This window comes from Paraburkholderia sp. SECH4, assembly GCF_030511745.1.
GTDB lineage: Bacteria > Pseudomonadota > Gammaproteobacteria > Burkholderiales > Burkholderiaceae > Paraburkholderia > Paraburkholderia madseniana.
On sequence record NZ_JALOCP010000004.1, the window covers coordinates 30232 to 52941 of the forward strand.

The window sequence follows — 22710 nt, forward strand, 5'->3', positions numbered from 1 at the left end:
ACCAACGGTATTAGTCGCACTGCATGAGCGCAGCGCATGAACATCCGGCATGAGCGGCCGGACGCGAACCTTTACGGACACAACGATGATAACCACGCAAAATCTAAATGAACATGTGTGCATCGAAGCCAATGAGGACACCGGCGTCGCCACTATCGTCCTCTCACGGCCCGCGCGGCGTAATGCCGTTGACCGTCCTACTGCGGAAGCGCTCAGCGCCGCCTTCCGCCACTTCGAAGCGGAGCCGGCATGGCGCGCGGCCGTGCTGTTCGGCGCGGGCGGCACCTTCTGCGCCGGTGCGGATCTCACCGCGCTCGCCGACGAGGCCCGTCGCAATGAACTGCATGCCGACGGCAGCGGTCCCGGTCCAATGGGACCGACGCGTATGAGCTTCAGCAAACCGGTGATTGCCGCGATTGCCGGCTACGCGGTCGCGGGCGGTCTCGAACTGGCCGCGATGTGCGATCTGCGCATCGTCGAAGAAGATGCCGTGCTCGGCGTGTTCTGCCGGCGTGTCGGAATTCCGCTAATCGATGGCGGCACGATCCGCTTGCCACGTCTGATCGGACTGTCGCGAGCACTCGACCTGATTCTGACCGGCCGCGCGGTGGATGCCCAGGAAGCGCTCAGCTTCGGCCTCGCCAACCGCGTCGTGCGCAAGGGCGAGGCACGCGCGGCGGCAGAACAGTTGGCCGCTGAACTCGCGGCCTTTCCGCAAGCGGCGCTGCTGGCGGACCGCCGCTCCGTATTGGAAAACAGCACGCTCGAGGATCTTGCTCTCGCGCTGCAGCGCGAAGGCGCCGGCGGCTATCAGGCAGTATTCGACGAAGGTGTCGCGGGTGCCGCGCGTTTTGCCGAAGGCGCCGGTCGTCACGGCAACACTTTCAAGTCAGACGAAAGCACGCCATAAAACGGCCCCATTCCACGAGGCAATGTGCTGTCGAGTGCATTCCCAATGCACCCTCCCAGGCGGGCTTTCAGCAAAAAACAACAGCCTGCTTGACGCTCAGCAAGGGTGTTTTGACTTAGGTAGAATCCCCTACTGTTTTCCCCTCGCATGGCGTATGCGTTCTCGTCCCGAAAAATGCGCGCCTGCCGCACGACGCTTCCCGTCGCGCCGATTCACGCTCCGTCATCATGCCTTTGCCCCTGCTCGCCCTCGCCGTTGCCGCTTTTGGAATCGGTACCACTGAATTCGTGATCATGGGGCTGCTGCCCGATGTCGCGCGCGATCTGTCCGTGTCGATCCCGGCGGCCGGCATGCTGGTGTCGGCTTATGCACTCGGCGTCACCATCGGCGCGCCAATCGTCGCGATAGCCGTGGCCAACATGCCGCGCAAGAAGGCGTTGATGAGTCTGATCGGCGTCTTCATCGTCGGTAATCTGCTGTGCGCGATCGCGCCGGGCTACGCGGTGCTGATGGCCGCGCGCATCGTCACGGCGTTTTGCCATGGCGCGTTCTTCGGCATCGGTTCAGTGGTCGCGGCCGGTCTGGTCGCGCCGAACCGTCGCGCGCAGGCCATCGCCCTGATGTTCACCGGCTTGACGCTCGCCAACGTGCTTGGCGTACCGCTCGGCACGGCGCTCGGCCAGGCGGTGGGCTGGCGTGCGACCTTCTGGGCCGTGACCGGCATCGGCATTCTCGCCGCGGGCGCGCTCGCCGTGTGCCTGCCGGCGAAGATCGAGATGCAGAAGGCGAGCCTCGTGCGCGAATTCAGCGTGTTGAAGAATCCGCAAGTACTGATGGTGCTCGGCATCAGCGTGCTCGCGTCGGCCAGCCTGTTTTCCACCTTCACGTACATCACGCCGATTCTCGAAGACGTGACCGGTTTCACGCCACATGCGGTCACCTTCGTGCTGTTGCTGTTCGGCCTCGGCTTGACGGTGGGCAGCACGCTCGGCGGCAAGCTCGCGGACTGGCGGCTGCTGCCCTCGCTGGTCGCGTTTCTGCTGGCGATCGTCGTCATCCTGACGATCTTCGCCGGCACGATGCACGCCGAGATTCCGGCCATGATCACGATCTTCGTGTGGGGCATTCTGGCCTTCGCGATCGTGCCGCCGCTGCAAATGCTGATCGTCGACCGCGCGAGCCATGCGCCGAATCTGGCGTCGACTCTGAATCAAGGCGCGTTCAACCTCGGCAATGCAACGGGCGCGTGGCTCGGCGGCATGGCAATCGGCGCGGGCGCGCCGCTCACCACGCTGCCGTGGGTCGGCGTGGCGACCTCGATCGGCGCGCTGGCGCTGACGCTGTGGTCGGTGTCGATCGACCGGCGCGCGCAACGGATGGCCGTGGCCGGATAACCGAGGCAGGTGCGAATGACTCGCGGCCGTAGTAGCATCTCCGCCGATGAAAGTCATCTTCACTCGCGATTTCCTCGCTCTGATTCTTAGTGTTGCCGTGGTCGGACTCGGCAGCGGCGCCACACTTCCCCTCACTGCCCTCGCGCTGACGCAAGCCGGCTATGGCACCGATGTGGTCGGTCTCCTGACCGCCGCGCAAGCGGGCGGCGGCCTGCTCGTCGTGCCGGTGGCAGCCTGGATCGCGGCGCGCTGCGGCGGCCGGCAGGTGATCGTTGGCGCAGTGCTGACGGTTGGGGTCGCCACCGCGCTGATGCAACTCAGCTCGAACCTGTGGCTATGGGCCGCGTTGCGCGTACTCTGCGGCGCGGCACTGATGCTGCTCTTCACGATCAGCGAAGCATGGGTCAACCAGCTCGCTGACGACGCCACCCGCGGCCGGGTCATCGCGATCTATGCAACCAACTTCACGCTATTCCAGATGTCGGGTCCGGTGCTGGTGAGCCAGATCGCCGACCTCACGCACTGGCGCTTCCTGATTTGCGGCACGATCTTCCTGCTGGCCTTGCCCGCGCTCGCCAGCATCCGCAAGACGCCGCAAGCGTTGAAGGATGAACACGCCGCGCACGGCAGTTGGCGCCATGTGCTGCCGCAGATGCCGGCGCTCGTGATCGGGACGGGTTTTTTCGCGTTGTTCGATACGATCGCACTGTCGCTGCTGCCGCTCTTCGCGATGTCGCACGGCATCACGAGCGAGGTGGCCGTGCTGTTCGCGTCGGCCCTGCTGCTCGGCGATACGACGATGCAGTTTCCGATCGGCTGGCTCGCCGACCGGCTCGGCCGCGAACGCGTGCATATCGGCTGCGGCGTGATCGTCGTGGTATTGCTGCCGTTGCTGCCCTGGGCGATCAATTCGCCGTGGCTGTGCTGGCCGTTGCTCTATGTACTCGGCGCGACGGCTGGGGCGATCTATACGCTGTCGCTGGTCGCCTGTGGCGAGCGGTTTCGCGGTGTCGCGCTGGTGTCGGCAAGTTCGGTGGTGGGGGCGTCGTGGAGCGCGGCCAGTTTCGGTGGGCCGCTGGTGGCCGGCGCGTTGATGAAGGGGGTTGGCAACGACGCGATGGTCGGTGTGCTTCTGGTTGCTGCGCTCGCGTTTCTTGGTGCGGCTTGGTGGGAAAAGCGGCGTGCGCCGATGCGGGCAATCGGCTGAGGGTGCGGCTGCGGCTGCGGTGTTGTTGCGTTGTTGCCTTGCTGCGTTGAGGTGTTGAGCCGTTGAGCCGTCGAACCACGCTCGCCTCGGGATACGAAAACGGGGAAGCCGCGATGGCTTCCCCGTTTTGCATAGCGCTTCCTTCCGCGTGATTTCCGCGCTAGGTCTGCTGTACCTCTCCTCTACTTCCGCGCCGGCAGAATCTCCCCGACACACGTGCCGAAGCCCACACGATACCCATCGCCCTGGCACCATCCGGCGAGCGTCAGTTCGTCGCCGTCTTCGATAAACCCGCGTGTGCCGCCCTCTTTCAACTCCAACGGATTCTTGCCGTTCCATGTGGACTCGAGCAGGCTGCCGCATGAGTCGGCGGTCGGGCCACTGATCGTGCCCGAACCCATCAGATCGCCGACCCGCGTATTGCAGCCCGATACCGTGTGATGCGCGAGCTGTTGCGCCATCGTCCAGTACATGTGTTTGAAGTTGGTCCGCGAGATCGTGGTGGCCTGCTTGGCCGCTTGCGGCCGCAGCATCACTTCAAGCGAGATGTCGAACGCGTGCTTGCCGTCGTGGCGCAAGTACGCCAGCGGCTGCGGCTCCTGAGCGGGCTGCTCGACACGGAACGGTTCGAGCGCGTCGAGCGTCACGATCCACGGCGAGATCGTGGTCGCGAATGTCTTCGCATTGAACGGGCCGAGCGGCACGTATTCCCATTGCTGGATATCGCGCGCGCTCCAGTCGTTCAGCAGCACCATGCCGAAGATGTGCGCTTCGGCATCGGCACAGGCAATCGGCTCACCCAGTGTATTGCCGCTACCGATCACGAAACCCGTCTCCAGCTCGATATCCAGCTTGCGGCATGCGCCGAACACCGGACGCTCCTGATCCGGCAGTTTCAACTGGCCGTTCGGACGCCGCACCGGCGTACCGCTCACCACCACCGACGATGCGCGTCCGTTGTAGCCGATCGGCATCTCCGACCAGTTCGGCAACAGCGCATTCTTCGGGTCGCGGAACATCGAGCCGACATTCGTCGCATGCTCCTTCGACGAATAGAAATCCGTGTAACCCGGGATCTGCACCGGCAGATGCAGTTGCGCATCGGACTGACGCACCAGTGCTTTCGCACGCAAGGCGGTGTCGTCGCGCAAGGTCGCGGTATCGCGTGCCAGCAGATGGCTCAACTGGATGCGCACGCTGCGCCACGTATCGCGGCCAAGCGAGATGAAATCGTTGAGGGTGCGTTGCTCGAACGCCCAGTCCTTCGTCGCAATCGGTTGACCGGCCGAGGCGGTCGAGAGCTTGAGCAAGCCGGCAGCCTTGAGAACACGCAGATCGACGATCTCATCGCCAATCGCCACGCCCACGCGGCGCGCGCCGTTGGTCCTGTCGCTGAAAATACCGAACGGCAGATTCTGGATCGAAAAATCGTTGGTCGAATCGTTAGCCGACTCGACCCAGCTCTTGCGCGACGGATCGAGCGTCGCCTGAAGATCGCTCAATGCGCTCATCGTTGCTCCGGGTTGAAGTGTTTCTTGAGACCTTGCCAGCACTCGTAGTAATTCGCCTGCAATTGCGCGGTTTCGAGCGCGAAGCGGGTCGGCTTGATCAGCGTGCGCGTTTCGAACATGAAGGCCATCGTGTCGCCGACTTTCTTCGGCGTGGACGTATCGCCATGCGACGCTTTTTCGAAGGTGTCCGCGTCCGGCCCATGACCCGACATGCAGTTATGCAGACTCGCGCCGCCCGGCACGAAGCCCTCCGCCTTCGCGTCGTACACACCGTGCACAAGGCCCATGAATTCGCTCGCGACGTTGCGATGGAACCAGGGCGGCCGGAACGTATCTTCGGCCGCGAGCCAGCGCGGCGGGAAGATCACGAAGTCGATCGTGTCGACGCCCGGGGTATCGCTTTGCGATTGCAGCACCAGAAAGATCGACGGGTCCGGATGGTCGAAGCTGATCGAACCGATCGTGTTGAAGCGACGCAGATCGTATTTGTACGGCGCGTAGTTGCCGTGCCACGCCACCACGTCGAGCGGTGAATGGCCGATATCCGCGCGCCACAGGTTGCCGTTCATTTTGGCAACGAGTTCGAAGTCGCCTTCGCGGTCTTCGTAAGCAGCATGCGGCGTGAGGAAATCGCGCGGATTGGCGAGGCCGTTCGAGCCGATCGGGCCGAGGTCCGGCAGACGCAGCAGGGCGCCGAAGTTCTCGCAGATATAGCCGCGCGCGGTGCCGTCCGGCAGGCTCACCGCGAAGCGCACGCCGCGCGGGATCACCGCGATCTCGAACGGCTCGACATCGAGTCGGCCCATTTCGGTGGCGATCTGCAGGCGGCCTTCCTGCGGCACGATCAGCAATTCGCCGTCGGCGTTGTAGAAGAAGCGATCATTCATCGAGCGGTTCGCCGCGTACAGGTGGATCGCGCAGCCGTTCATCGCTTCGGCTGAGCCGTTGCCCGCCATCGTTATCCAGCCGTCGACGAAATCAGTCGGCTCGGCGGGCATCGGCAACGCATCCCAGCGCAACTGGTTAGGCGGCGTTGGTGGCACCTCGGCGAAGTTGGCGACGAGCCGCTCCGAGGGCAGCAGCGTGAACGGCTTGTGAACGGCCGCCGGACGAATCCGGTACAGCCACGAACGGCGGTTATGTCCACGCGGCGCAGTGAACGCGGTGCCCGACAGTTGCTCGGCGTACAAGCCATAGGCCGGACGTTGCGGCGAGTTGCGGCCTTCGGGCAGCGCGCCCGGCAAAGCCTCCGTAGCGAATTCGTTCGCGAATCCCGACTGGTAACCCGGCTCGATTTCGAGTCGCGATCTGGCGGTATTCGGCGTGCGTGTTGGGGTATCCATGCAAGGTTCTCCGTTGATACTTGATCTGTCGGCGTGCGCTGTCTGTCTCAGGCTGTCCGCGGCTCGGATGGGCTGCCGCGTTGCCGCGTGGCAGCGCGTTGACCGCCGACTGTCCGCCGACCACGCAGAAGCCGCCCGCAAAGGAGACACAAACGCGCCCGCCGTCGCAACCGCGCTGCAATTTACGTATAGTAAAACGAATTACGTATAGTGAAATTAACGTATACCCTGGAAACTTGCCGCGAAAGCCGCGGCAGCCTGTACTGACAAGCGTTCGGCCGATAACGTTATGAGCATTTTGTTCAAGTGCGCGCGGCGCGGACTGCTACCATCAATGGATGCGGCAACCGAGTCGCGTTGCCGGGCGCCGAGTGCGCACCTATCGCCATCCATTCGCCTACATGATTCCGCCGACCATCCCCAACCTGATTGCACGCGCCGCCGATCACCCATTTCTCGGCGAACATCTGGCGATGGGAACCGGCGTGCATAGCGACATCGCGCTGGCGCAATTCGGCGGCGTCGAACTCGCCAGTGCCTATGAGCCGATCTTCGATATCAGCGTGCATGCGTTGGCGCAGTCGTTGTCGTCGGGCGCCGAGGGCGTGGATCGTTTCGGCGATGAGCTCGGGTTCCAGGCGGTCACGCAGCGTCTCGACGGCGCGCCCTTCGATGCCTTCGATCCCTTCGACCATATCGCCGACGATCAGGAACTGGTCGCCCTCGACCGCATGTCGCGCGCGCTGCACGCCATCAATTTCTTCGGCGCGCAACGGCACGGGCTGCTCTTTCTGCGCGTGCACGAGCGCCTGCTCAAGAGCGTCAAATACGACCACGGACGGCATTTCTCGAGCGTGCTGCTGTCGTTCGGACTGAACCCGTCGAGGGTGGTGATCGAGTTGCCGGCGGCCGCGGTCGCGCATAAGACGTTCCTCGGCTATCTGACCACGAGCTATCAGCGCTACGGCTTCAAGGTGGCGGGGAATCTCTCGAACGCGGGGCAGATTCTGTCGGTGTCGGAAACGGCGCGGCTCGACTTCATCAAGATGGATGCGGCGGTCGCGTTGCGCGACGCGATGGTGAAGCCGCTAGTTGGCTATGCGAGCCGGCTGCGGGTTCCACTGATCTTCAATCGGGTGATGGATGAGCCGCAGTTCCTCGCGCTGCAGCAGTACGACGTGCGCTTCGTACAAGGGCCGTTATTCACCGCGCATTATCACGATCGGGCGGTGTGAGTATTCTGCTGACGCCGCGCGGCGGCGCTGGCCGGCACGTCAACCGGTATCGCCCAACCGTCGCGCCAACGCCTTCAGCCGCGGCGCAACGCTTTCCCGGAACACATCCTCTCCCATCGACGACGCCGGCCCGCTGCAACTGAGCACCAGCCAGCGGCCTTCGCGCGGCTCGCGAAACGGCACCGCGACCGCATTCACGTCGTCATGCCATGCCCGGAACGAGTAGCAGCAGCGTTCCTGGGCGAAGGCTTCGATTTCCTTTTCGGCATCGGCGAGCAACGCAGCGCCCTCTTTGCCCGCTAACTTCTTGAGCTCGACCAGCAAGGCGGCGCGCACATCCAATGGCTGCACCGCCAGATACGCGCGCCCCATCGAACTGGTCAGCATCGACAGTTTCGAGCCCGAGGCGAGTCCGAGCGTCAGCGCCGTTTCACTGCGGATCGTCTCCAGATAAATCATGTCGAGGCCGTCACGGCATCCGAGCGACACAGCCGCGCCCACTTCGCGCGCGAAAGTGCGCATGTGCGGACGCGCGAGTTCGAGCGTGTCCGTGCCCGAGAGCAGCGCGAAACCGAGCGACAGCACCCCAGCGTCCAGCGCATATTTACCGAGCGTTTCGTCGAGCCGCAGATAGCCGAGCACGGTCAGCGTGTAGGCCAGACGGTTGACGGTCGCCTTCGGCAAGCCCGTGCGTTCGACGAAATCGCGATTGCCGAGCATCGTTTCGCCCGGCTTGAACGCGCGCAGCAAATCCAGCCCACGTGCGAGGGCGACGACGAATTTGCGCTCGTCAAGCGGTTCGGAGAGAGTAGATATGGGCGTCATGTGGTGATACACTCGGGCGTGGTTTGCAAAACATTGTTTCGCATAGCGGAACTTAAGTCAAGCTCAAACGCGTTTTAGTCAAGCAGGAAATCAGGAAATCAGGAGATACGTCATGGCAGAGGCCGCGCAGTTTCACTGGGAAGACCCGCTGCTGCTGGATCAGCAGCTCACCGAAGACGAACGCATGGTGCGCGACGCCGCCGCCGCGTACTCGCAGGACAAGCTGCAGCCGCGCGTGCTCGAAGCGTTCCGTCATGAGAAGACCGACATCGAGATCTTCCGCGAGATGGGCGAACTCGGCCTGCTCGGCCCGACGATTCCCGAGCAATACGGCGGCCCTGGCCTGAACTACGTGGCGTACGGTCTGATCGCACGTGAAGTGGAGCGCGTCGATTCCGGCTACCGGTCGATGATGTCGGTGCAGTCGTCGCTCGTCATGGTCCCGATCTACGAATTCGGCTCGGAAGCGCAAAAGCAGAAGTACCTGCCAAAGCTCGTCACCGGCGAATGGATCGGTTGCTTCGGCCTGACCGAGCCGAACCACGGCTCCGATCCGGGCAGCATGATCACGCGGGCGAAGAAGGTGGACGGCGGCTATTTGCTGTCAGGCGCGAAGATGTGGATCACCAATTCGCCGATCGCCGACGTGTTCGTCGTGTGGGCCAAGCTCGAAGAGGATGGCAAGGATTCGATCCGCGGCTTCATTCTCGAGAAGGGGTGGAAGGGGCTGTCCACGCCGACCATCCATAGCAAGGTGGGTCTGCGTGCGTCGATCACCGGCGAGATTGTTCTCGACGACGTGTTCGTGCCGGAAGAAAACCGCTTCCCCGAAGTCAGTGGCTTGCGCGGTCCGTTCACGTGCCTGAACTCGGCGCGCTACGGTATTGCCTGGGGCGCGCTCGGCGCGGCGGAATCGTGCTGGCACACGGCACGTCAGTACGTGCTGGATCGCAAACAGTTCGGCCGGCCGCTCGCCGCGAACCAGTTGATCCAGAAAAAACTCGCCGACATGCAAACCGAAATCACGCTCGGCCTGCAAGGCGTGCTGCGTCTCGGCCGCATGAAAGATGAAGGCACGGCCGCCGTCGAAATTACGTCGATCATGAAACGCAATTCGTGCGGCAAGGCGCTGGACATCGCACGGCTCGCGCGCGACATGCTCGGCGGTAACGGTATCTCGGACGAGTTCGGCATCGCGCGTCATCTGGTCAATCTGGAAGTCGTGAACACGTATGAAGGCACGCACGACATTCACGCGCTGATTCTCGGGCGCGCACAAACGGGGATTCAGGCGTTTTTCTGATGCACTGAGTGCCCCGATGGCGGCGTTTCGTCCTGGCCGCTGAATGGAAAATCGAACAGCAGGAAAGGAAAGGCCGGTTCTTTTTTGAACCGGCCTTTTTTCGTTGCGCCGCCGCGTTGCAGCTAGCGGTGCGCTACGTGACGCGTCAGCCGCTTACTTGTTCGGCTGCGGCGTCAGACGCAGGTACGGGCGCAGGGCCTTATAGCCCTTCGGGAATTTCTGCTTGATGACTTCTTCGTCCTTCAACGACGGCACGATCACCACGTCGTCTCCCTGCTTCCAGTTGCCGGGCGTAGCGACCGAGTGGTTGTCGGTGAGTTGCAGCGAGTCGATCACACGCAGCACTTCGTCGAAGTTGCGCCCGGTGCTGGCCGGGTATGTAATGGTCAAACGCACCTTTTTCTTCGGGTCGATCACGAACAGCGACCTGACCGTAAAGGTTTCATTGGCGTTCGGGTGAATCATGTCGTACAACTCGGAGACTTTGCGATCGCCGTCGGCGAGAATCGGGAAGCCGACATTGGCGGCCTGCGTCTCGTTGATGTCCTTGATCCATTCCTTGTGCGATTCGGCACTGTCGACCGACAACGCGATCGTCTTCACATTGCGCTTCTCGAATTCGCCGGCCAGCTTCGCCGTCAAACCCAATTCGGTCGTGCAGACCGGCGTGAAGTCGGCGGGGTGCGAGAACAGCACGCCCCAACTATCGCCTAGCCAGTCGTGGAAGTTGATGCGGCCGACACTCGACTCCTGTTCGAAATCCGGTGCGGTATCGCCAAGACGTAGACTCATATTGCAGCTCCTTGATTGTATTCGGACATTCCGCGCGAGCATTCGCCCGCAACGCGCAGCAAAAGTACAGCATACGGGAGTGACAGTGAACAACTAACCAACATCGCGTCACTACTTTATGCGTTTTTGTAATTTTCACCGATTTAGTGGAAACTTTGCGGGACAGATCAACTCCATCTTAAGCAAACTTTGCAGCCCTGCGCCGCAAGGGTGGAGTTTTTAAGGCTTTGCTTCAACCAGGAACGGTTCGTGCGATTGTTCATGAATCGAGCGCTACGCTCGCCAGCGGCCGTTTCTTTGGTTACGATTCACGCGTGGCGTGAGACGAAGGGGAGCTGTCAATGTCGGAAGTCAACAAGGAGAGATTGATGTCGGATATCAAAACCGTCCTCGCGGACGCTGAAGATTTGCTGAAACAGGCCGCGAGCGCTACTGGCGAGCGCGCTTCGGAACTGCGTGAAACGGCGCTTACGCGCCTGAAGCAGGCTAAGGAAAAGGCGGCTGACGTGCAGGTCGTGGTGGTCGAGAAAGGCAAGAAGGCCGCACGCGCCACCGACGACTACGTGCATGAGCATCCGTGGGCATCCATCGGCATCGCCGCGGGCGTCGGCGTACTGCTGGGGCTGTTGATCAACCGCAAGTAACACTGGTGAGGCTGCCGGGGCGAATCCGCGTCCGGCACATCAGCGAATCGAGTTGACCGGCGCACGTCTGGCCGGTCCGCTTCTTTTGGCGCGCTCGTTTTCACGCGCCGGCTAAGCATTCACGCGCAACGCCCAAAGCCATGACGATCGAAACACAATCGCAGCACGGCGAACATAGTCCGTTGCGCCGTATCATTGGATCCGTGTTTGCCATTTTGCAAACACGGCTTGAACTGGTCGGCATCGAACTCGCCGAAGAAAAAGACCGTCTGCTCGGCGTGCTGTTCCTCGGCCTCGCCGCCATGATGCTCGCGACGATGGCCTTGATCGCATTGACCGCACTGGTCGCCATCGCGTTCTGGGACACCTACCGGTGGCAAGCGCTCGCCGGCATCACGGTGGTTTATGCCGTCGCGGGGATAGCGTGTGCCTTGAAAGCGCGCAGTGGTTTGCGCAACGCTCCCATGGTGTTCGAAGCCACGCTTGCCGAGTTCGAAAAAGACCGCGACGTGTTCCGCAAACCGTGACGCAGCAGGCATAACGGGCTCATGGGCGGACCTCACATGCCCCGCGCCTTCGAAGAGACTTCGTCAATACCTCGAGCGATTTGCAGCACAGTTTTACTGCCCCACCTCCACTGCCGCCGACACGCCATGAGCCAAACCCATTCCGATACCGCATTCCGCAACAAACGCCACCAGGTCAGAGATCTGAGTGCGCCGCACCTGCGGGCACTACGCAAGGAACTGCTGCTGGTGCGCGCGGATGTCGAGCGCATGGAACTCGCTCAGGCGACCATCGAATTGCGGCAGGCAGTCACGCACTTCAGTTGGCTCAAATTCATTCTGCCCGGCTTCGGTGGCATGCGCGTGGGCCGCGGATCAAAGGCGAGCTTCCTCAACGCAGGGAGCATTGGCGCGCTTCTCAAACAGTATCCGATCATCAGTTCGATCGCTTCGCTGCTGTTGGCGAAGCCGCTGCGCGCGACTATTGCAGCAGGTGCAAAACCCGCACTCAAATGGGGCAGCCTTGCGCTTGCCGGCTGGGAAGCGTATCGAATCTGGAAGCAGATAAAGAATGATTCCGCTGCGTCGGCCGACAGCAAGGAAGACACGGTTGATAGCGGGTACTGAAACGCGGGGATCGTCGACCGCTTCCTGCGTGCGCCTTGCAGCAGCAGTTTGTCGCCTGGTCCTTGGGCACTAGCACGCCTCAACTCGCGTTCTGCAGTAACGGTCCCTAGCTCGTATTCCAGCATTCGCCGCTTGCCGGCGCTGTACCGTTTGCGCCGCTTCTATTGCCTCGCAGCCCTGTCGCGTCCAGAGTGAAAGTGCCGCAAGCGTCGTCCCGCATGGGGCCGATTTCGACCGGCACGGCCTCTACCGAATAACCACCGTTTGCATCGTCTGCCGGTAGCACTTGCAGCCGGTAGATCGGTGTGCCGAACTGCGGAGCCTGATCCAAACCCGGCGGCAATGTCGCGGGGCCATCGCTTGCCGATCCCTCGACAAATTGCGCTGCGCGATAAAGGGCGGACGCAGCGTCGACCCGATGTGTCCGCGCGACATGGCTCCGGTACGAGGGCACGGCAAACACGACCAGCGTGGCGGCTATTGCCAGCGCGATCATCAGTTCCAGTAGCGTGAATGCGGATGTGCGCGGTCTCGCCATAAATCTCCCGTCAAAATGGGTGTGCGGCAACGCGACGCCAATGGCGCTCGATCTGTTCGCCTGCGATCACGAGCTCCATCTGCAACCACACCTGCGACTCCCTGGTCCGGCCGAAGCCACGCGACGTCAGTAAATAGGCTCGAGCATCGGCGCGAGTGCCCAGACGCCACGCTTCGATCAAACATTGCGGCGCACGCAGCGATCCCGGCCATTGCGCGACGGGCACGACGGCACCGGCTTCAAAGGCAGCTTCGTGCTTCCATTGCGTCGGCTCGCCGGGTGAGAGCGATGCCACTGGCTGCGGCTCGAAAGCTGCCGCGGCGACGACGCTCCGGGCGCATAAGGTCAGCGCCGAATCCGCGGCATGAAATGCCTGCAAATAGTCGCGCACGTTGTTGGCGCCGCGCGCCGCTGCAAGCGATGTCTCGAACCAGGCCGCGGAGGTGGTCAGCATCATCGCGGAAATCAGTAAAACGATCGGCAGGACGGTACCGCGATTGCGAACCCGAGATCGACGACCAGTGCCGATAAGACGTGTCAAATGTTTCGACGACGCGCGGCGGTGCGTTGGATTGCAAAGCCCTTCTGTCACAGGGGATCCTCCGCGTGATTGCGTATCGCCACCCGTCGCCAGAAAGCCTGCCGCGCCCGCATGTCGGCGCCAAGCGTGCTCGCGCCGTCGCAATCTATGTAGCGCATACGCCGTCCTTGCGGCGCTCCGCGGACGAGCACGCAGAGATCGACCGCGACGATCTTTGCCCATTGGCCGTCCGTCACCGCCGATGCATCTATTGCGGCCAGCCCACCGGCCAGCCAGTACCTGAATCGCACGCGCTCGACGCCTTCGACCAACGGCTGCGCGGACCCTGCCTTGCCATTGCCTTCGCAGTAAAGCTCCGGCTCACCCGTCGACCCGCTGACTCTCGCGAAGTATCGGTTGACCACCAACACGCCCTGCCCGCCGAGTGCCGCGTTGTTGTTCGTTACCGCCTGGCCGAGACAGTCGGTCGTTTGGCCGGTCGCTGACGGCCACGTCGAAACGTTGTCCCCGACATAACGAACCACGATGCCGTCCGAGAGGCCCGGCAACGCCTCGCAGGCAACGCTCTCGTCCGCGCCGGTCGGGCGACCGCCCGAACAACCGAACAACGGTGGCGGACCATTGAACCTCACGACGTCCGCGGGCACAAAGCCGGCCATTTGAATTTGCTGGCCCATCAGCGTAAGCGCGCCCAGGCCGGCTTCGCGGATCCGCATCGCATCACCCGCGCGCTCGAACACGTTACGCTGCGTTGCATAAAGCGCGACCGCGCCGGCGGTCACCACCAACCCCAACGCAATTGCAATCACGAACTCAACGAGCGTATGCCCACGCGCGATAACCATACGCCGCGTCATTTCGCGAACGCCAGCACAACGCATGAGGAGCCTGGGGGAACATCGGCACCCCCGCACGATTCGGGCTTGTCGATGACATCGTCGGCCCGCGGCGTGTCGCGCAGGGCCGTCCACGTGACACGTGCGGCGGATACACCGCCGCGCTCCCCTACCGACGCCTCACCATGCGGCAACAAGGCCGTTGCACGCGCGCTCCATTGCCTGATCGCAGAATCGCCTGCCGAAGGCTCGCGCATTGCTTCGGCAACGGAATCGGCTATCCATGCCGCGTGCTCGCGCATTGCCATCGCACGGGCTTCGCGCGCAGTCCACAATTGACCGGCGATCAACCCGAGCGCCGTCACCGCCATCAGGACAACGGCCAGCATCACTTCAATCAGCGAACTACCCCTATGCCTCGTTGAGCGCATTGCTGCGCAGTTGCGCGCCCATGAATTCGACGAATATCCGCTCACGATGCCGCTCCACACGCGCCCTCGACAATCCGCGCTCGCCCGCCCGCCGCGATGCGGATGCAGCGTCGCCACTTGTCGCCTTGCGTCGCTTTCGACGGCGCGCGCGGCGCGATCTCAAAGCTGCGAAACGTGCCGATCAACTGCCCCGCCGGCGGCGTAAACGTGAGATTTGTCTGCGTCCCGGTGATGCTGACCGCTGCGAGCAAAGGATGCGCGCGCAGTAGTGAGAGCGTGCCACCCCGTTCGGCCAATACAGCCCAGCCACACGACCAGTCCGTGACGCCATTGCCACAAGCTTGCCCTGCGGCAAGACAACGCCGTGCCGCGTCGATCCGGCACACGGTGACGCGAGCACCGCGGCGCAATGCCTCGCTGCGCGCATAGGCGAGCGTTGAGGCAAGCGCTTTCGCACGTGCGTCAACCTCGTCCCGCAGGTGCCATGCAACGAACGACGGCGTCGCCATCACCGCGATTATCGCCAGCAGCGCAACAACAGCCAGTGTTTCAACAAGCGTAAAGCCGCGGCACGGCCGCAAACAGACTGCATCCCATTTCATCTGCATCCCTGATCGTTTCAAAGCATGCAGCCAATCTAGCGATTCACGAGCGGGTCAACAATCGGCCGAACGGCCAGGTGGCACTCAGACGCTATCTCGCGCAAAAATGCACGCGTGACGAACCATGACGGGAGCGGAGATGCAGATGCGCGAACCTACGCAGCGGAAAACAGAACCTGGCGCGCAACTTCAGGCGCGACAGCAATCAGCGCTTGCGGGACGGCTTGGGAGGAGAAGAGGCGCGGCGAAATTCTTCGATCACGTCTTCGAATTCGGAGACGTCTTCGAAGCGCCGGTAAACAGAAGCGAAACGAACATAGGCAATCGTATCGAGCGCACGCAACTCGTTCATCACGAGTTCACCGAGGCGCTCGCTGCGCACCTCACGCTCGCCGCTGCCGAGCAGTTGATACTCGATGCGGGCGACTGCCGCGTCGATCGCGTCTGCTGCCACTGGGCGCTTGCGCAGCGCCAGTTGCATGCTTGCGACGATCTTGCGGCGATCGAATTCCGTGCGGCTGCCATCCTTCTTGACGACCGACGGCAACGCCAGCTCGACCCGCTCATACGTCGTGAAACGTTTGTCGCAGGCCGGGCAGCGGCGGCGCCGGCGAATCGTCGCGCCGTCTTCGGATACGCGGGAATCCACAACTTGCGTATCGGCGTGACGGCAGAAGGGGCAGTGCATGGCGGCTTAGCGGTAAACCGGGAAGCGCTGGGTCAGCTCGGCGACTTGCGCGCGCACACGTTCGATCGTGGCTGCGTCTTCCGGATTGTCCAGCACGTCGGCGATCAGGTTACCCACCTGCTCCGCTTCCTTCACGCCAAAGCCACGCGTGGTCATGGCCGGCGAGCCGAGACGCACACCGCTCGTGACGAACGGCTTTTCCGGGTCGTTCGGAATCGCGTTCTTGTTGACCGTGATGTGCGCCGCGCCGAGCGCCGCTTCCGCTGCCTTGCCGGTGATCTTCTTCGCGCGCAGGTCGACCAGCATCACGTGGCTTTCAGTGCGACCAGACACGATGCGCAGTCCGCGCTTGACCAGCGTTTCAGCCAGCACGCGCGCGTTCTCGACGACCTGCTGCTGATACGCCTTGAACTCCGGCGACAGGGCTTCCTTGAACGCGACGGCCTTGCCGGCGATCACGTGCATCAGCGGACCACCTTGAATGCCCGGGAAAATTGCCGAATTGATCTGCTTTTCGAACTCGGCCTTCATCAGGATCACGCCACCGCGCGGGCCGCGCAGGCTCTTGTGCGTGGTGGTGGTGACGAAATCGGCGTGCGGCACCGGGTTCGGGTAGACGCCCGCGGCGATCAAGCCGGCATAGTGCGCCATGTCGACCATGAAATACGCGCCGACCGACTTGGCGATCTTCGACATCCGTTCGAAGTCAATGCGCAGCGAAAACGCCGACGCGCCGGCCACGATCAGCTTCGGCTTGTGTTCCTGAGCCAGCTTCTCAGCAGCGTCGTAGTCGATGTCTTCGGCTTCGTTCAGGCCGTAGCTCACCACGTTGAACCACTTACCCGACATGTTGACCGGCGAACCGTGCGTCAGGTGACCGCCGTGCGCGAGGCTCATGCCCATGATCGTGTCGCCCGGCTTGAGCATGGCGAAGAACACGCCCTGGTTCGCCTGCGAGCCGGAGTTCGGCTGCACGTTGGCGGCTTCGGCGCCGAACAGTTGTTTCACGCGGTCGATCGCCAGTTGCTCTGCGACGTCGACATACTCGCAACCGCCGTAGTAACGCTTGCCCGGATACCCTTCGGCGTACTTGTTCGTGAGTTGCGAGCCTTGTGCAGCCATCACGGCCGGGCTCGTGTAGTTTTCCGACGCGATCAGTTCGATGTGCTCTTCCTGACGGCGGTTTTCCTGCTCGATGACCTTCCAGAGTTCAGGATCGACGTTGGCGATGGTGCTTTGGGCTCTATCAAACATACGGATTCCGTTGAGTGTGTGCAGGTTGACCGGATCGTGCGCCGAATCTTGCGTAGAGGGTACGCAGCGCTGCTGGCGGCTGGGCCAGCCCTGACGTGGCGGATGGAGAGTCGCCGCACACGCGAGGCAGGACAGCCACCGTCAGCGCAGATCAATGCGCGCGGATCACGGCTGCCCAGGCGAACGGCAAAACGGCTCCCTGCGCTTCACGGTGGGTTGCTCCACCTTGAACCCGATTGCTCGAATCGGTTCTATCGCCAGTCACGCAGGGATGAGCGCGTTAGTTTATTGGAAGAGGATCGAATAGGCAACCGGCTTCCTGCCGGGCCGGCGGGCGCTCGCGAAGCCGGTCCTGGCGCCGCTGCGAGTGGCGCGCAAACGTCTGATGAAAGCGCGCCCGGCACCCGCTTCGCGTCACTGCCGCAGCCAGTCGTGCGACTGGTTCATCCTTGCCGCAGCGCCGCATTGGAAGTAGGCTTGGGGCCTTTCTCTCCTACCAACCAGGGAACTGCAATGATCGTGTTCGTCACCGGAGCGTCCGCAGGATTTGGCGCCGCTATCGCTCGTGCTTTCGTCAAGGGCGGCCATCGTGTCGTCGCCACCGCGCGCCGCAAGGACCGCCTGCAGGCACTCGCCGACGAACTCGGCGACGCCCTTCTGCCGTATGAACTCGACGTGCGCGACCGCGCCGCCGTCGAGGCCGTGCCGGCTTCGTTGCCCGCCGATTTCGCCGCACTCGACGTGCTCGTCAATAACGCCGGCCTCGCGCTCGGCATCGAGCCGGCGCAAAGAGCGAGTCTGGACGAGTGGAACACCATGATCGAGACCAACTGCACCGGCCTCGTGCAGGTCACGCATGCGCTCCTGCCCGGCATGGTGGAGCGCAACCGCGGGCACATTTTCAATCTGGGCTCGGCGGCCGGCAGCTGGCCTTACGCAGGCGGCAACGTGTACGGCGCAACCAAGGCGTTCGTGCGCCAGTTCAGTCTGAATCTGCGGGCCGATCTGGCCGGCACGGCACTGCGCGTGACCGACATCGAGCCGGGCCTGTGCGGCGGCACCGAGTTCTCGAACGTGCGTTTCCGTGGCAACGACGAAAAAGCGGCCAAGATGTACGAGAACGTACAACCGCTGACACCCGAAGACATCGCCGACTCGATCTACTGGATCGCCACGCGCCCCGCTCACGTCAACATCAACACGATCGAGCTGATGCCGGTGGCCCAATCCTTCTCCGCTTTGTCCGTTCATCGCGGCTGAAATCCCGGCTGAGGCCCGCCAGACGGGGCGCACATCTTGAAACAGACCTCGGGGTGTGCGTTCCGGTAAAATGCGCCGCATGAATATGTCGACCAGCCAGCCCGGCACGGAAATCGGCTTCACGTGGCCAATCCGCGTGTACTACGAAGATACCGACGCCGGCGGCATCGTGTTTTACGCGAATTATCTGAAGTTTTTCGAACGTGCGCGCACTGAATGGCTACGCGCGTGCGGCGTCGACCAGAACCGTCTCGCCGGCGAATCGGGCGCAATCTTCGTCGTGCGCAGCACCGCAGTCGACTATCGGGCACCGGCCCGGCTCGACGATGTCGTCAAAGTGGTGAGCCGAATCGAACGTCTTGGCCGCGCGTCGGTCGATTTTGCGCAGGAAGCGTGGCGGGACGGCACGCTGCTTGCTACCGGCTCCATCCGGGTCGGCTGCGTCGAGCGCGTTGCGCTGCGGCCGGTCGCGATTCCTCCGCCGGTTCTCGCGGCTTTGCGGCGCGGGCCGGGCGTGAACGACGGTGGCATGTCAACGGACAACGACTGAACCCCGTTGTTACGGGGCCAGTGAACTCGTATCGATCAAGCAACACAAAGCATGGTTCGGCTTGCAATATCGCCGATGCTTCCGTTTTGCTCACGGCAAGCTTCGAGCGGCCTTGCAGCCGGACGCCCCCTTCCGGGACGTTAAAACGAACCTTTATGAACACTACACAAGATCTGTCGATCGTTTCTCTCGTACTCAATGCGAGCCTGCTGGCGCAGGCCGTCATGGCGCTGCTGCTTCTGCTGTCGCTGTTGTCGTGGACTTTCATCTTCCGCAAGTGGTTTGCGATCCGCCGGGCGCGCGCGCAAACTGAGCGCTTCGAACGCGATTTCTGGTCGGGCGGCGACCTGCAGGCGCTCTATCAGAGCGCCGCGAACAACCGCCACACGATCGGCGCACTGGAACGGATTTTCGAGTCCGGCATGCGCGAATTCCTCAAGGGCAAGGAAAAGCGCCTGAACGATTCAGGCGCGATTCTCGACGGCGCACGCCGCGCCATGCGCGCCGCGTTCCAGCGTGAAATGGACGTGCTCGAGGCAAATCTGGCGTTTCTCGCGTCGGTCGGCTCGGTCAGCCCGTATATCGGTCTGTTCGGCACGGTGTGGGGGATCATGAATGCGTTCCGCGGCCTCGCCAACGTGCAACAGGCTACGCTTGCGAACGTAGCTCCAGGCATTGCCGAAGCGCTGACCGCCACCGCAATCGGCCTGTTCGCTGCGATTCCGGCCGTGGTCGCCTACAACCGCTACGCGCACGACATCGACCGTCTGGCGATCCGCTTCGAGACCTTCATCGAAGAGTTCTCGAACATTTTGCAGCGTCAGGCACATTAAGGAGTCCACGATGGCAGGCTCTTCCTCCAGCATGCGCGGCTCCCGTCAGCGCCGCGCGATGGCCGACATCAATGTTGTGCCGTACATCGACGTGATGCTCGTGCTACTCGTGATCTTCATGGTGACCGCGCCGCTCGTCGCCCCGTCGATCGTCAATCTGCCGACCGTCGGCGGCGCCGCGCCTCAGCAGCAAACCCCGCCTGTGATCGTCAATATTCGCGCGGACGGCAATATGAGCGTCAAATACAAGGACGACGCGGGCGCGCAGCAGCAGGAAGACATGACCAAGGCTGGTCTGCACGGCTTTATCTCGGACCGCGCGCAGTCGCACCCTGACCAGCCTGTCGTGATCGCCGCCGACAAGACCGTGAAGTATGAAGTCGTGATGAACGTGATGTCCGAGTTGAAGGCTCAGGGTGTCAAGCGCGTTGGATTGCTCGTCAAATCACAATGATCCGCCAGAATTCCGAATACCCGCTTCAGCCGCCGCGTGAACGCGGCACCTGGCGAGCCTTTGTGTTCGCCCTGGTGATGCACGCGCTGCTCGGGTTCTTCCTGTATCACGGCATTCAATGGCAGAACAGCACGCCGGCAGGCGCGGAGGCCGAACTGTGGACCGAGGTGCCGGACTCGGCGATTCCGCGCCCGCCCCCACCGCCGCCCGTTCCCGTCGCCCCTGCCCCGCCGCTGCCGGATGAACAGGCCGATATCGCGCTACAGGAAAAGAAACGCCAGCAACAGGAAGCGGCCCGTCAGGCGCAACTGGCCGAGCAACTGCGTCAGCAGAAGCTGCAAGCCCAGCAGGAAGCCGAGGCGAAGCGCCAGCAGCAACTGGCGGCCGATCAGGCTGCGCAAAAAGCGGCCGCGGCCAAGCAGAAACAGTTGCAACAACAGCAACAGCAGCAGGCCGACAAGCTGAAACAACAGCAATTGGCCGACCAGCAAAAGCAGCAGCAGGAGCAGCAGAAACAAGCCGACGCTGAGGCGCAGAAGAAAGCCGATGCGCAGAAAGCGGCGAAGGCCAAGGCGCAGGCCGATGCAGCGGCGCAAGCCAAGAAGCTGGATGCGGAACGTCGTGAGCGGCTTGCCCAGATGCAAGGTTCGGCAGGCGCCCCGGGTTCGACCGGCAATGGACTCGCGAAGAGCGGCACGGGTAGCGGCTCGGGTGGCACGGCGACATCGCCGGGTTACGCGGACAAGGTGCGTCGTGTGGTGCGCCCGAATATCTCGTGGGGTGGCGAAACGGAAGGTCTGGAGACCGTCATCTCCGTGCGCTGCTCGCCGACTGGCACGCTGCTGGACGCGCAGATCGCGCGCAGCAGCGGCAACTCGGCGTGGGACGATGCGGCACTGCGGGCCGTCCAGCGTTCCAATCCGATGCCTCAGGACATCGACGGGAAGACGCCGACCAGCTTCAAGATTACGTTGCGCCCGGCAGGTTGATTGCAACAGTTTGACAGTCAGTTGACAGCAGACGCCGCGCCCCGCCCAGCGCGGCGCGCCCGGGAACGAATTAGATGTTTTCGGGTCTCTCTGCTGTCGTGAAGTGTTAGTAAAACCGTTTTTGGGGAAACCATTCAGCATGAGTTTGATGACCAAGCTAGGCCTGCGGACACTTGTAGCATCGTGCCTGATCGCCGTCGGCGGCGCCGCCCACGCACAACTCAACGTCCTCGTGACAGGCGTCGGGTCCACCCAGTTTCCGATCGCAACGGCGAATTTCGCCAATGAAGCGAACTCGCCGCAGCAGGTCAGTACGATCGTGCGTCAGGATCTGCAACGCAGCGGCAAATTCACGAATATCGACGCGGGCAGCACGCCCGTCGCGGAAACCGATTCCGTCGACCTCGGCAGTTGGAAGGCCAAGGGCGCCAACGCGTTCGTGTCGGGCAGCGTGAACCGCTTGCCGAACGGCCAGTACGAAGTGCGCTTCAAGCTGTACGACACAGTCAAGGGCGAAAGCCTGGGCGGCCTCGTGCTGGTGAGCCCGGAAAGCGGCTTGCGCATGAGCGCACACAAGGTTGCGGACTATATCTACGCGAAGCTGATGGGCGGCCGCGGCGTGTTCGCCACGCGCCTGTCGTACGTCATCAAGACCGGTGGCCGTTATCAGTTGCAGATCTCCGATTCGGACGGCCAGGACGCGCACATCGCGCTGTCGAGCCCCGAGCCGATCATCTCGCCCGCCTGGTCGCCTGACGGCACCAAGGTCGCTTACGTTTCGTTCGAAAAGAAGAAGCCGATCGTCTACATCCACGACCTGCCTACGGGCCGTCGCGTGGTCGTATCGGACCAGAAGGGTAACAACAGTGCGCCGGCATGGTCGCCGGACGGCCGCACGCTGGCCGTCGCGCTTTCGCGCACCGGCAACACGCAGATTTTCGCCGTCAATGCGGACGGTAGCGGCCTGCGGCGCCTGACGCAAGGCAGTTCGATCGACACTGAACCGTGCTTCTCTCCTGACGGCCAGTCGATCTATTTCACCAGCGACCGTGGCGGCCAACCGCAGATCTACAAGATGTCGGCCCAGGGCGAGAACGCCGGCGCCGCGCAACGCGTGACCTTCACGGGCAGCTACAACACCAGCCCGCGCGTCAGCCCGGACGGCAAGCAGCTCGCCTATATTTCGCGCGTCGGCGGCGGCTTCAGGCTGTATATCCAGGACCTGCAAGGCAACACGGCAACGGGCCTGACGGACACCACACATGACGAATCGCCGAGCTTCGCGGCGAACGGTCAGTACATTCTTTACGCCACAGAGGTGAACGGCCGTGGCGTGTTGGCCGCAGTATCGACCGACGGTCGCACTCGGCAGGTCCTTTCCGTTCAGGGTGGCAGCGTACGCGAGCCATCCTGGGGCCCGTTTATGCAGTAACGTTC

25 protein-coding genes and 1 riboswitch are annotated in these 22710 nt (G+C 62.8%); of the genes, 14 read left to right on the forward strand and 11 right to left on the reverse strand.

Translation table 11 applies throughout. The features are described from left to right. Positions 1-85: 85 nt before the first annotated feature. The 3 genes from M0D67_RS07350 to M0D67_RS07360 all read left to right on the forward strand — a co-directional run bounded on the left by M0D67_RS07350 (position 86) and on the right by M0D67_RS07360 (position 3511). Positions 86-910, forward strand: coding sequence for a crotonase/enoyl-CoA hydratase family protein (locus M0D67_RS07350; RefSeq protein WP_266238344.1), 825 nt, complete (start codon positions 86-88; stop codon positions 908-910). Positions 911-1137: 227 nt separating this feature from the next. Further along, complete coding sequence (locus M0D67_RS07355) at positions 1138-2304, forward strand: MFS transporter (protein ID WP_154566589.1); 1167 nt, start codon at positions 1138-1140, stop codon at positions 2302-2304. A gap of 46 nt (positions 2305-2350) precedes the next feature. Further along, on the forward strand, positions 2351-3511 hold the full coding sequence (locus tag M0D67_RS07360) for an MFS transporter (protein ID WP_266238347.1): 1161 nt from the start codon (positions 2351-2353) through the stop codon (positions 3509-3511). A gap of 182 nt (positions 3512-3693) precedes the next feature. Here M0D67_RS07360 and fahA read toward each other — a convergent pair whose 3' ends face one another. Together fahA and hmgA are read right to left on the reverse strand one after the other, a co-directional pair. Beyond that, entirely contained in the window at positions 3694-5022 is a 1329-nt protein-coding gene (gene fahA, locus M0D67_RS07365; protein ID WP_266238349.1) for a fumarylacetoacetase, read from the reverse strand. Next, positions 5019-6365: a homogentisate 1,2-dioxygenase gene (hmgA, locus tag M0D67_RS07370; protein WP_266238351.1), complete on the reverse strand. Its 1347-nt coding sequence runs from the start codon at positions 6363-6365 to the stop codon at positions 5019-5021. The genes fahA and hmgA overlap by 4 nt, the downstream gene beginning before the upstream one ends. A 401-nt stretch (positions 6366-6766) precedes the next feature. On the opposite strand from hmgA, the gene M0D67_RS07375 reads away from it, so the two are divergent. After that, entirely contained in the window at positions 6767-7600 is an 834-nt protein-coding gene (locus M0D67_RS07375; protein ID WP_266238617.1) for an EAL domain-containing protein, read from the forward strand. A 39-nt stretch (positions 7601-7639) separates the two neighbouring features. Here M0D67_RS07375 and M0D67_RS07380 read toward each other — a convergent pair whose 3' ends face one another. Then, positions 7640-8425 (reverse strand): IclR family transcriptional regulator, encoded by a 786-nt coding sequence (locus M0D67_RS07380; RefSeq protein WP_154566585.1) that lies wholly within the window; start codon positions 8423-8425, stop codon positions 7640-7642. A 112-nt stretch (positions 8426-8537) separates the two neighbouring features. Here M0D67_RS07380 and M0D67_RS07385 point away from each other — a divergent pair, with 112 nt between their 5' ends. After that, positions 8538-9728, forward strand: a complete 1191-nt coding sequence (locus tag M0D67_RS07385; protein WP_154566584.1) for an acyl-CoA dehydrogenase — start codon at positions 8538-8540, stop codon at positions 9726-9728. A 153-nt stretch (positions 9729-9881) separates the two neighbouring features. On the opposite strand, the gene M0D67_RS07390 is transcribed toward M0D67_RS07385, so the two are convergent. Continuing rightward, the gene (locus tag M0D67_RS07390) at positions 9882-10520 is read right to left on the reverse strand and encodes a peroxiredoxin (RefSeq protein WP_154566583.1); all 639 of its coding nucleotides are present in this window, start codon (positions 10518-10520) and stop codon (positions 9882-9884) included. Positions 10521-10861: 341 nt separating this feature from the next. Between M0D67_RS07390 and M0D67_RS07395 the strand changes: the two genes are divergently transcribed. The 3 genes from M0D67_RS07395 to M0D67_RS07405 all read left to right on the forward strand — a co-directional run bounded on the left by M0D67_RS07395 (position 10862) and on the right by M0D67_RS07405 (position 12297). After that, the gene (locus M0D67_RS07395) at positions 10862-11164 is read left to right on the forward strand and encodes a YqjD family protein (protein WP_094780836.1); all 303 of its coding nucleotides are present in this window, start codon (positions 10862-10864) and stop codon (positions 11162-11164) included. 140 nt (positions 11165-11304) lie between these two features. Next, positions 11305-11691, forward strand: a complete 387-nt coding sequence (locus M0D67_RS07400; protein WP_093644691.1) for a phage holin family protein — start codon at positions 11305-11307, stop codon at positions 11689-11691. Between the two features lie 126 nt (positions 11692-11817). Then, on the forward strand, positions 11818-12297 hold the full coding sequence (locus tag M0D67_RS07405) for a DUF3318 domain-containing protein (RefSeq protein ID WP_266238359.1): 480 nt from the start codon (positions 11818-11820) through the stop codon (positions 12295-12297). Positions 12298-12403: 106 nt separating this feature from the next. On the opposite strand, the gene M0D67_RS07410 is transcribed toward M0D67_RS07405, so the two are convergent. From M0D67_RS07410 to glyA, 7 genes are all read right to left on the reverse strand, one after another. Beyond that, complete coding sequence (locus tag M0D67_RS07410) at positions 12404-12835, reverse strand: type IV pilin protein (protein ID WP_266238362.1); 432 nt, start codon at positions 12833-12835, stop codon at positions 12404-12406. A gap of 10 nt (positions 12836-12845) precedes the next feature. After that, positions 12846-13376 carry a hypothetical protein gene (locus tag M0D67_RS07415; RefSeq protein ID WP_266238364.1) on the reverse strand — a complete coding sequence of 177 codons (531 nt, stop codon included), beginning with the start codon at positions 13374-13376 and terminating at the stop codon, positions 12846-12848. 47 nt (positions 13377-13423) lie between these two features. Further along, complete coding sequence (locus M0D67_RS07420) at positions 13424-14221, reverse strand: PilW family protein (RefSeq protein WP_266238366.1); 798 nt, start codon at positions 14219-14221, stop codon at positions 13424-13426. 8 nt (positions 14222-14229) lie between these two features. Continuing rightward, entirely contained in the window at positions 14230-14643 is a 414-nt protein-coding gene (locus M0D67_RS07425) for a prepilin-type N-terminal cleavage/methylation domain-containing protein (RefSeq protein ID WP_154566599.1), read from the reverse strand. A 41-nt stretch (positions 14644-14684) separates the two neighbouring features. Continuing rightward, positions 14685-15251 (reverse strand): GspH/FimT family pseudopilin, encoded by a 567-nt coding sequence (locus M0D67_RS07430; protein ID WP_266238368.1) that lies wholly within the window; start codon positions 15249-15251, stop codon positions 14685-14687. Between the two features lie 199 nt (positions 15252-15450). Then, positions 15451-15933: a transcriptional regulator NrdR gene (nrdR, locus tag M0D67_RS07435; RefSeq protein WP_027799387.1), complete on the reverse strand. Its 483-nt coding sequence runs from the start codon at positions 15931-15933 to the stop codon at positions 15451-15453. Between the two features lie 6 nt (positions 15934-15939). Beyond that, positions 15940-17187 (reverse strand): serine hydroxymethyltransferase, encoded by a 1248-nt coding sequence (gene glyA, locus M0D67_RS07440; RefSeq protein ID WP_154566577.1) that lies wholly within the window; start codon positions 17185-17187, stop codon positions 15940-15942. 166 nt (positions 17188-17353) lie between these two features. Beyond that, a riboswitch (ZMP/ZTP riboswitch) is annotated at positions 17354-17462 on the reverse strand. Between the two features lie 238 nt (positions 17463-17700). On the opposite strand from glyA, the gene ydfG reads away from it, so the two are divergent. The 6 genes from ydfG (at position 17701) to tolB (ending at position 22705) form a co-directional block, all read left to right on the forward strand. Continuing rightward, complete coding sequence (gene ydfG / locus M0D67_RS07445) at positions 17701-18447, forward strand: bifunctional NADP-dependent 3-hydroxy acid dehydrogenase/3-hydroxypropionate dehydrogenase YdfG (RefSeq protein ID WP_093644681.1); 747 nt, start codon at positions 17701-17703, stop codon at positions 18445-18447. A 70-nt stretch (positions 18448-18517) separates the two neighbouring features. Further along, the gene (gene ybgC / locus M0D67_RS07450) at positions 18518-18997 is read left to right on the forward strand and encodes a tol-pal system-associated acyl-CoA thioesterase (protein WP_266238619.1); all 480 of its coding nucleotides are present in this window, start codon (positions 18518-18520) and stop codon (positions 18995-18997) included. A gap of 155 nt (positions 18998-19152) precedes the next feature. Beyond that, positions 19153-19830 (forward strand): protein TolQ, encoded by a 678-nt coding sequence (gene tolQ, locus M0D67_RS07455; protein WP_154566575.1) that lies wholly within the window; start codon positions 19153-19155, stop codon positions 19828-19830. A 10-nt stretch (positions 19831-19840) separates the two neighbouring features. Then, positions 19841-20284: a protein TolR gene (gene tolR, locus M0D67_RS07460; RefSeq protein WP_171929043.1), complete on the forward strand. Its 444-nt coding sequence runs from the start codon at positions 19841-19843 to the stop codon at positions 20282-20284. Then, on the forward strand, positions 20281-21273 hold the full coding sequence (gene tolA, locus M0D67_RS07465; RefSeq protein ID WP_266238371.1) for a cell envelope integrity protein TolA: 993 nt from the start codon (positions 20281-20283) through the stop codon (positions 21271-21273). The genes tolR and tolA overlap by 4 nt, the downstream gene beginning before the upstream one ends. A gap of 139 nt (positions 21274-21412) precedes the next feature. Further along, positions 21413-22705, forward strand: coding sequence for a Tol-Pal system beta propeller repeat protein TolB (gene tolB / locus M0D67_RS07470; RefSeq protein WP_266238372.1), 1293 nt, complete (start codon positions 21413-21415; stop codon positions 22703-22705). Positions 22706-22710: the final 5 nt, after the last annotated feature.

Bases quoted from the DNA above. Each gene is read 5' to 3' on its own strand.
- M0D67_RS07350 (WP_266238344.1), top strand. From the start codon at position 86: ATGATAACCACGCAAAATCTAAATGAACATGTGTGCATCGAAGCCAAT.
- M0D67_RS07355 (WP_154566589.1), top strand. From the start codon at position 1,138: ATGCCTTTGCCCCTGCTCGCCCTCGCCGTTGCCGCTTTTGGAATCGGT.
- M0D67_RS07360 (WP_266238347.1), top strand. From the start codon at position 2,351: ATGAAAGTCATCTTCACTCGCGATTTCCTCGCTCTGATTCTTAGTGTT.
- fahA (WP_266238349.1), bottom strand. From the start codon at position 5,022: ATGAGCGCATTGAGCGATCTTCAGGCGACGCTCGATCCGTCGCGCAAG.
- hmgA (WP_266238351.1), bottom strand. From the start codon at position 6,365: ATGGATACCCCAACACGCACGCCGAATACCGCCAGATCGCGACTCGAA.
- M0D67_RS07375 (WP_266238617.1), top strand. From the start codon at position 6,767: ATGATTCCGCCGACCATCCCCAACCTGATTGCACGCGCCGCCGATCAC.
- M0D67_RS07380 (WP_154566585.1), bottom strand. From the start codon at position 8,425: ATGACGCCCATATCTACTCTCTCCGAACCGCTTGACGAGCGCAAATTC.
- M0D67_RS07385 (WP_154566584.1), top strand. From the start codon at position 8,538: ATGGCAGAGGCCGCGCAGTTTCACTGGGAAGACCCGCTGCTGCTGGAT.
- M0D67_RS07390 (WP_154566583.1), bottom strand. From the start codon at position 10,520: ATGAGTCTACGTCTTGGCGATACCGCACCGGATTTCGAACAGGAGTCG.
- M0D67_RS07395 (WP_094780836.1), top strand. From the start codon at position 10,862: ATGTCGGAAGTCAACAAGGAGAGATTGATGTCGGATATCAAAACCGTC.
- M0D67_RS07400 (WP_093644691.1), top strand. From the start codon at position 11,305: ATGACGATCGAAACACAATCGCAGCACGGCGAACATAGTCCGTTGCGC.
- M0D67_RS07405 (WP_266238359.1), top strand. From the start codon at position 11,818: ATGAGCCAAACCCATTCCGATACCGCATTCCGCAACAAACGCCACCAG.
- M0D67_RS07410 (WP_266238362.1), bottom strand. From the start codon at position 12,835: ATGGCGAGACCGCGCACATCCGCATTCACGCTACTGGAACTGATGATC.
- M0D67_RS07420 (WP_266238366.1), bottom strand. From the start codon at position 14,221: ATGGTTATCGCGCGTGGGCATACGCTCGTTGAGTTCGTGATTGCAATT.
- M0D67_RS07425 (WP_154566599.1), bottom strand. From the start codon at position 14,643: ATGCGCTCAACGAGGCATAGGGGTAGTTCGCTGATTGAAGTGATGCTG.
- M0D67_RS07430 (WP_266238368.1), bottom strand. From the start codon at position 15,251: ATGCAGATGAAATGGGATGCAGTCTGTTTGCGGCCGTGCCGCGGCTTT.
- nrdR (WP_027799387.1), bottom strand. From the start codon at position 15,933: ATGCACTGCCCCTTCTGCCGTCACGCCGATACGCAAGTTGTGGATTCC.
- glyA (WP_154566577.1), bottom strand. From the start codon at position 17,187: ATGTTTGATAGAGCCCAAAGCACCATCGCCAACGTCGATCCTGAACTC.
- ydfG (WP_093644681.1), top strand. From the start codon at position 17,701: ATGATCGTGTTCGTCACCGGAGCGTCCGCAGGATTTGGCGCCGCTATC.
- ybgC (WP_266238619.1), top strand. From the start codon at position 18,518: ATGCGCCGCATGAATATGTCGACCAGCCAGCCCGGCACGGAAATCGGC.
- tolQ (WP_154566575.1), top strand. From the start codon at position 19,153: ATGAACACTACACAAGATCTGTCGATCGTTTCTCTCGTACTCAATGCG.
- tolR (WP_171929043.1), top strand. From the start codon at position 19,841: ATGGCAGGCTCTTCCTCCAGCATGCGCGGCTCCCGTCAGCGCCGCGCG.
- tolA (WP_266238371.1), top strand. From the start codon at position 20,281: ATGATCCGCCAGAATTCCGAATACCCGCTTCAGCCGCCGCGTGAACGC.
- tolB (WP_266238372.1), top strand. From the start codon at position 21,413: ATGAGTTTGATGACCAAGCTAGGCCTGCGGACACTTGTAGCATCGTGC.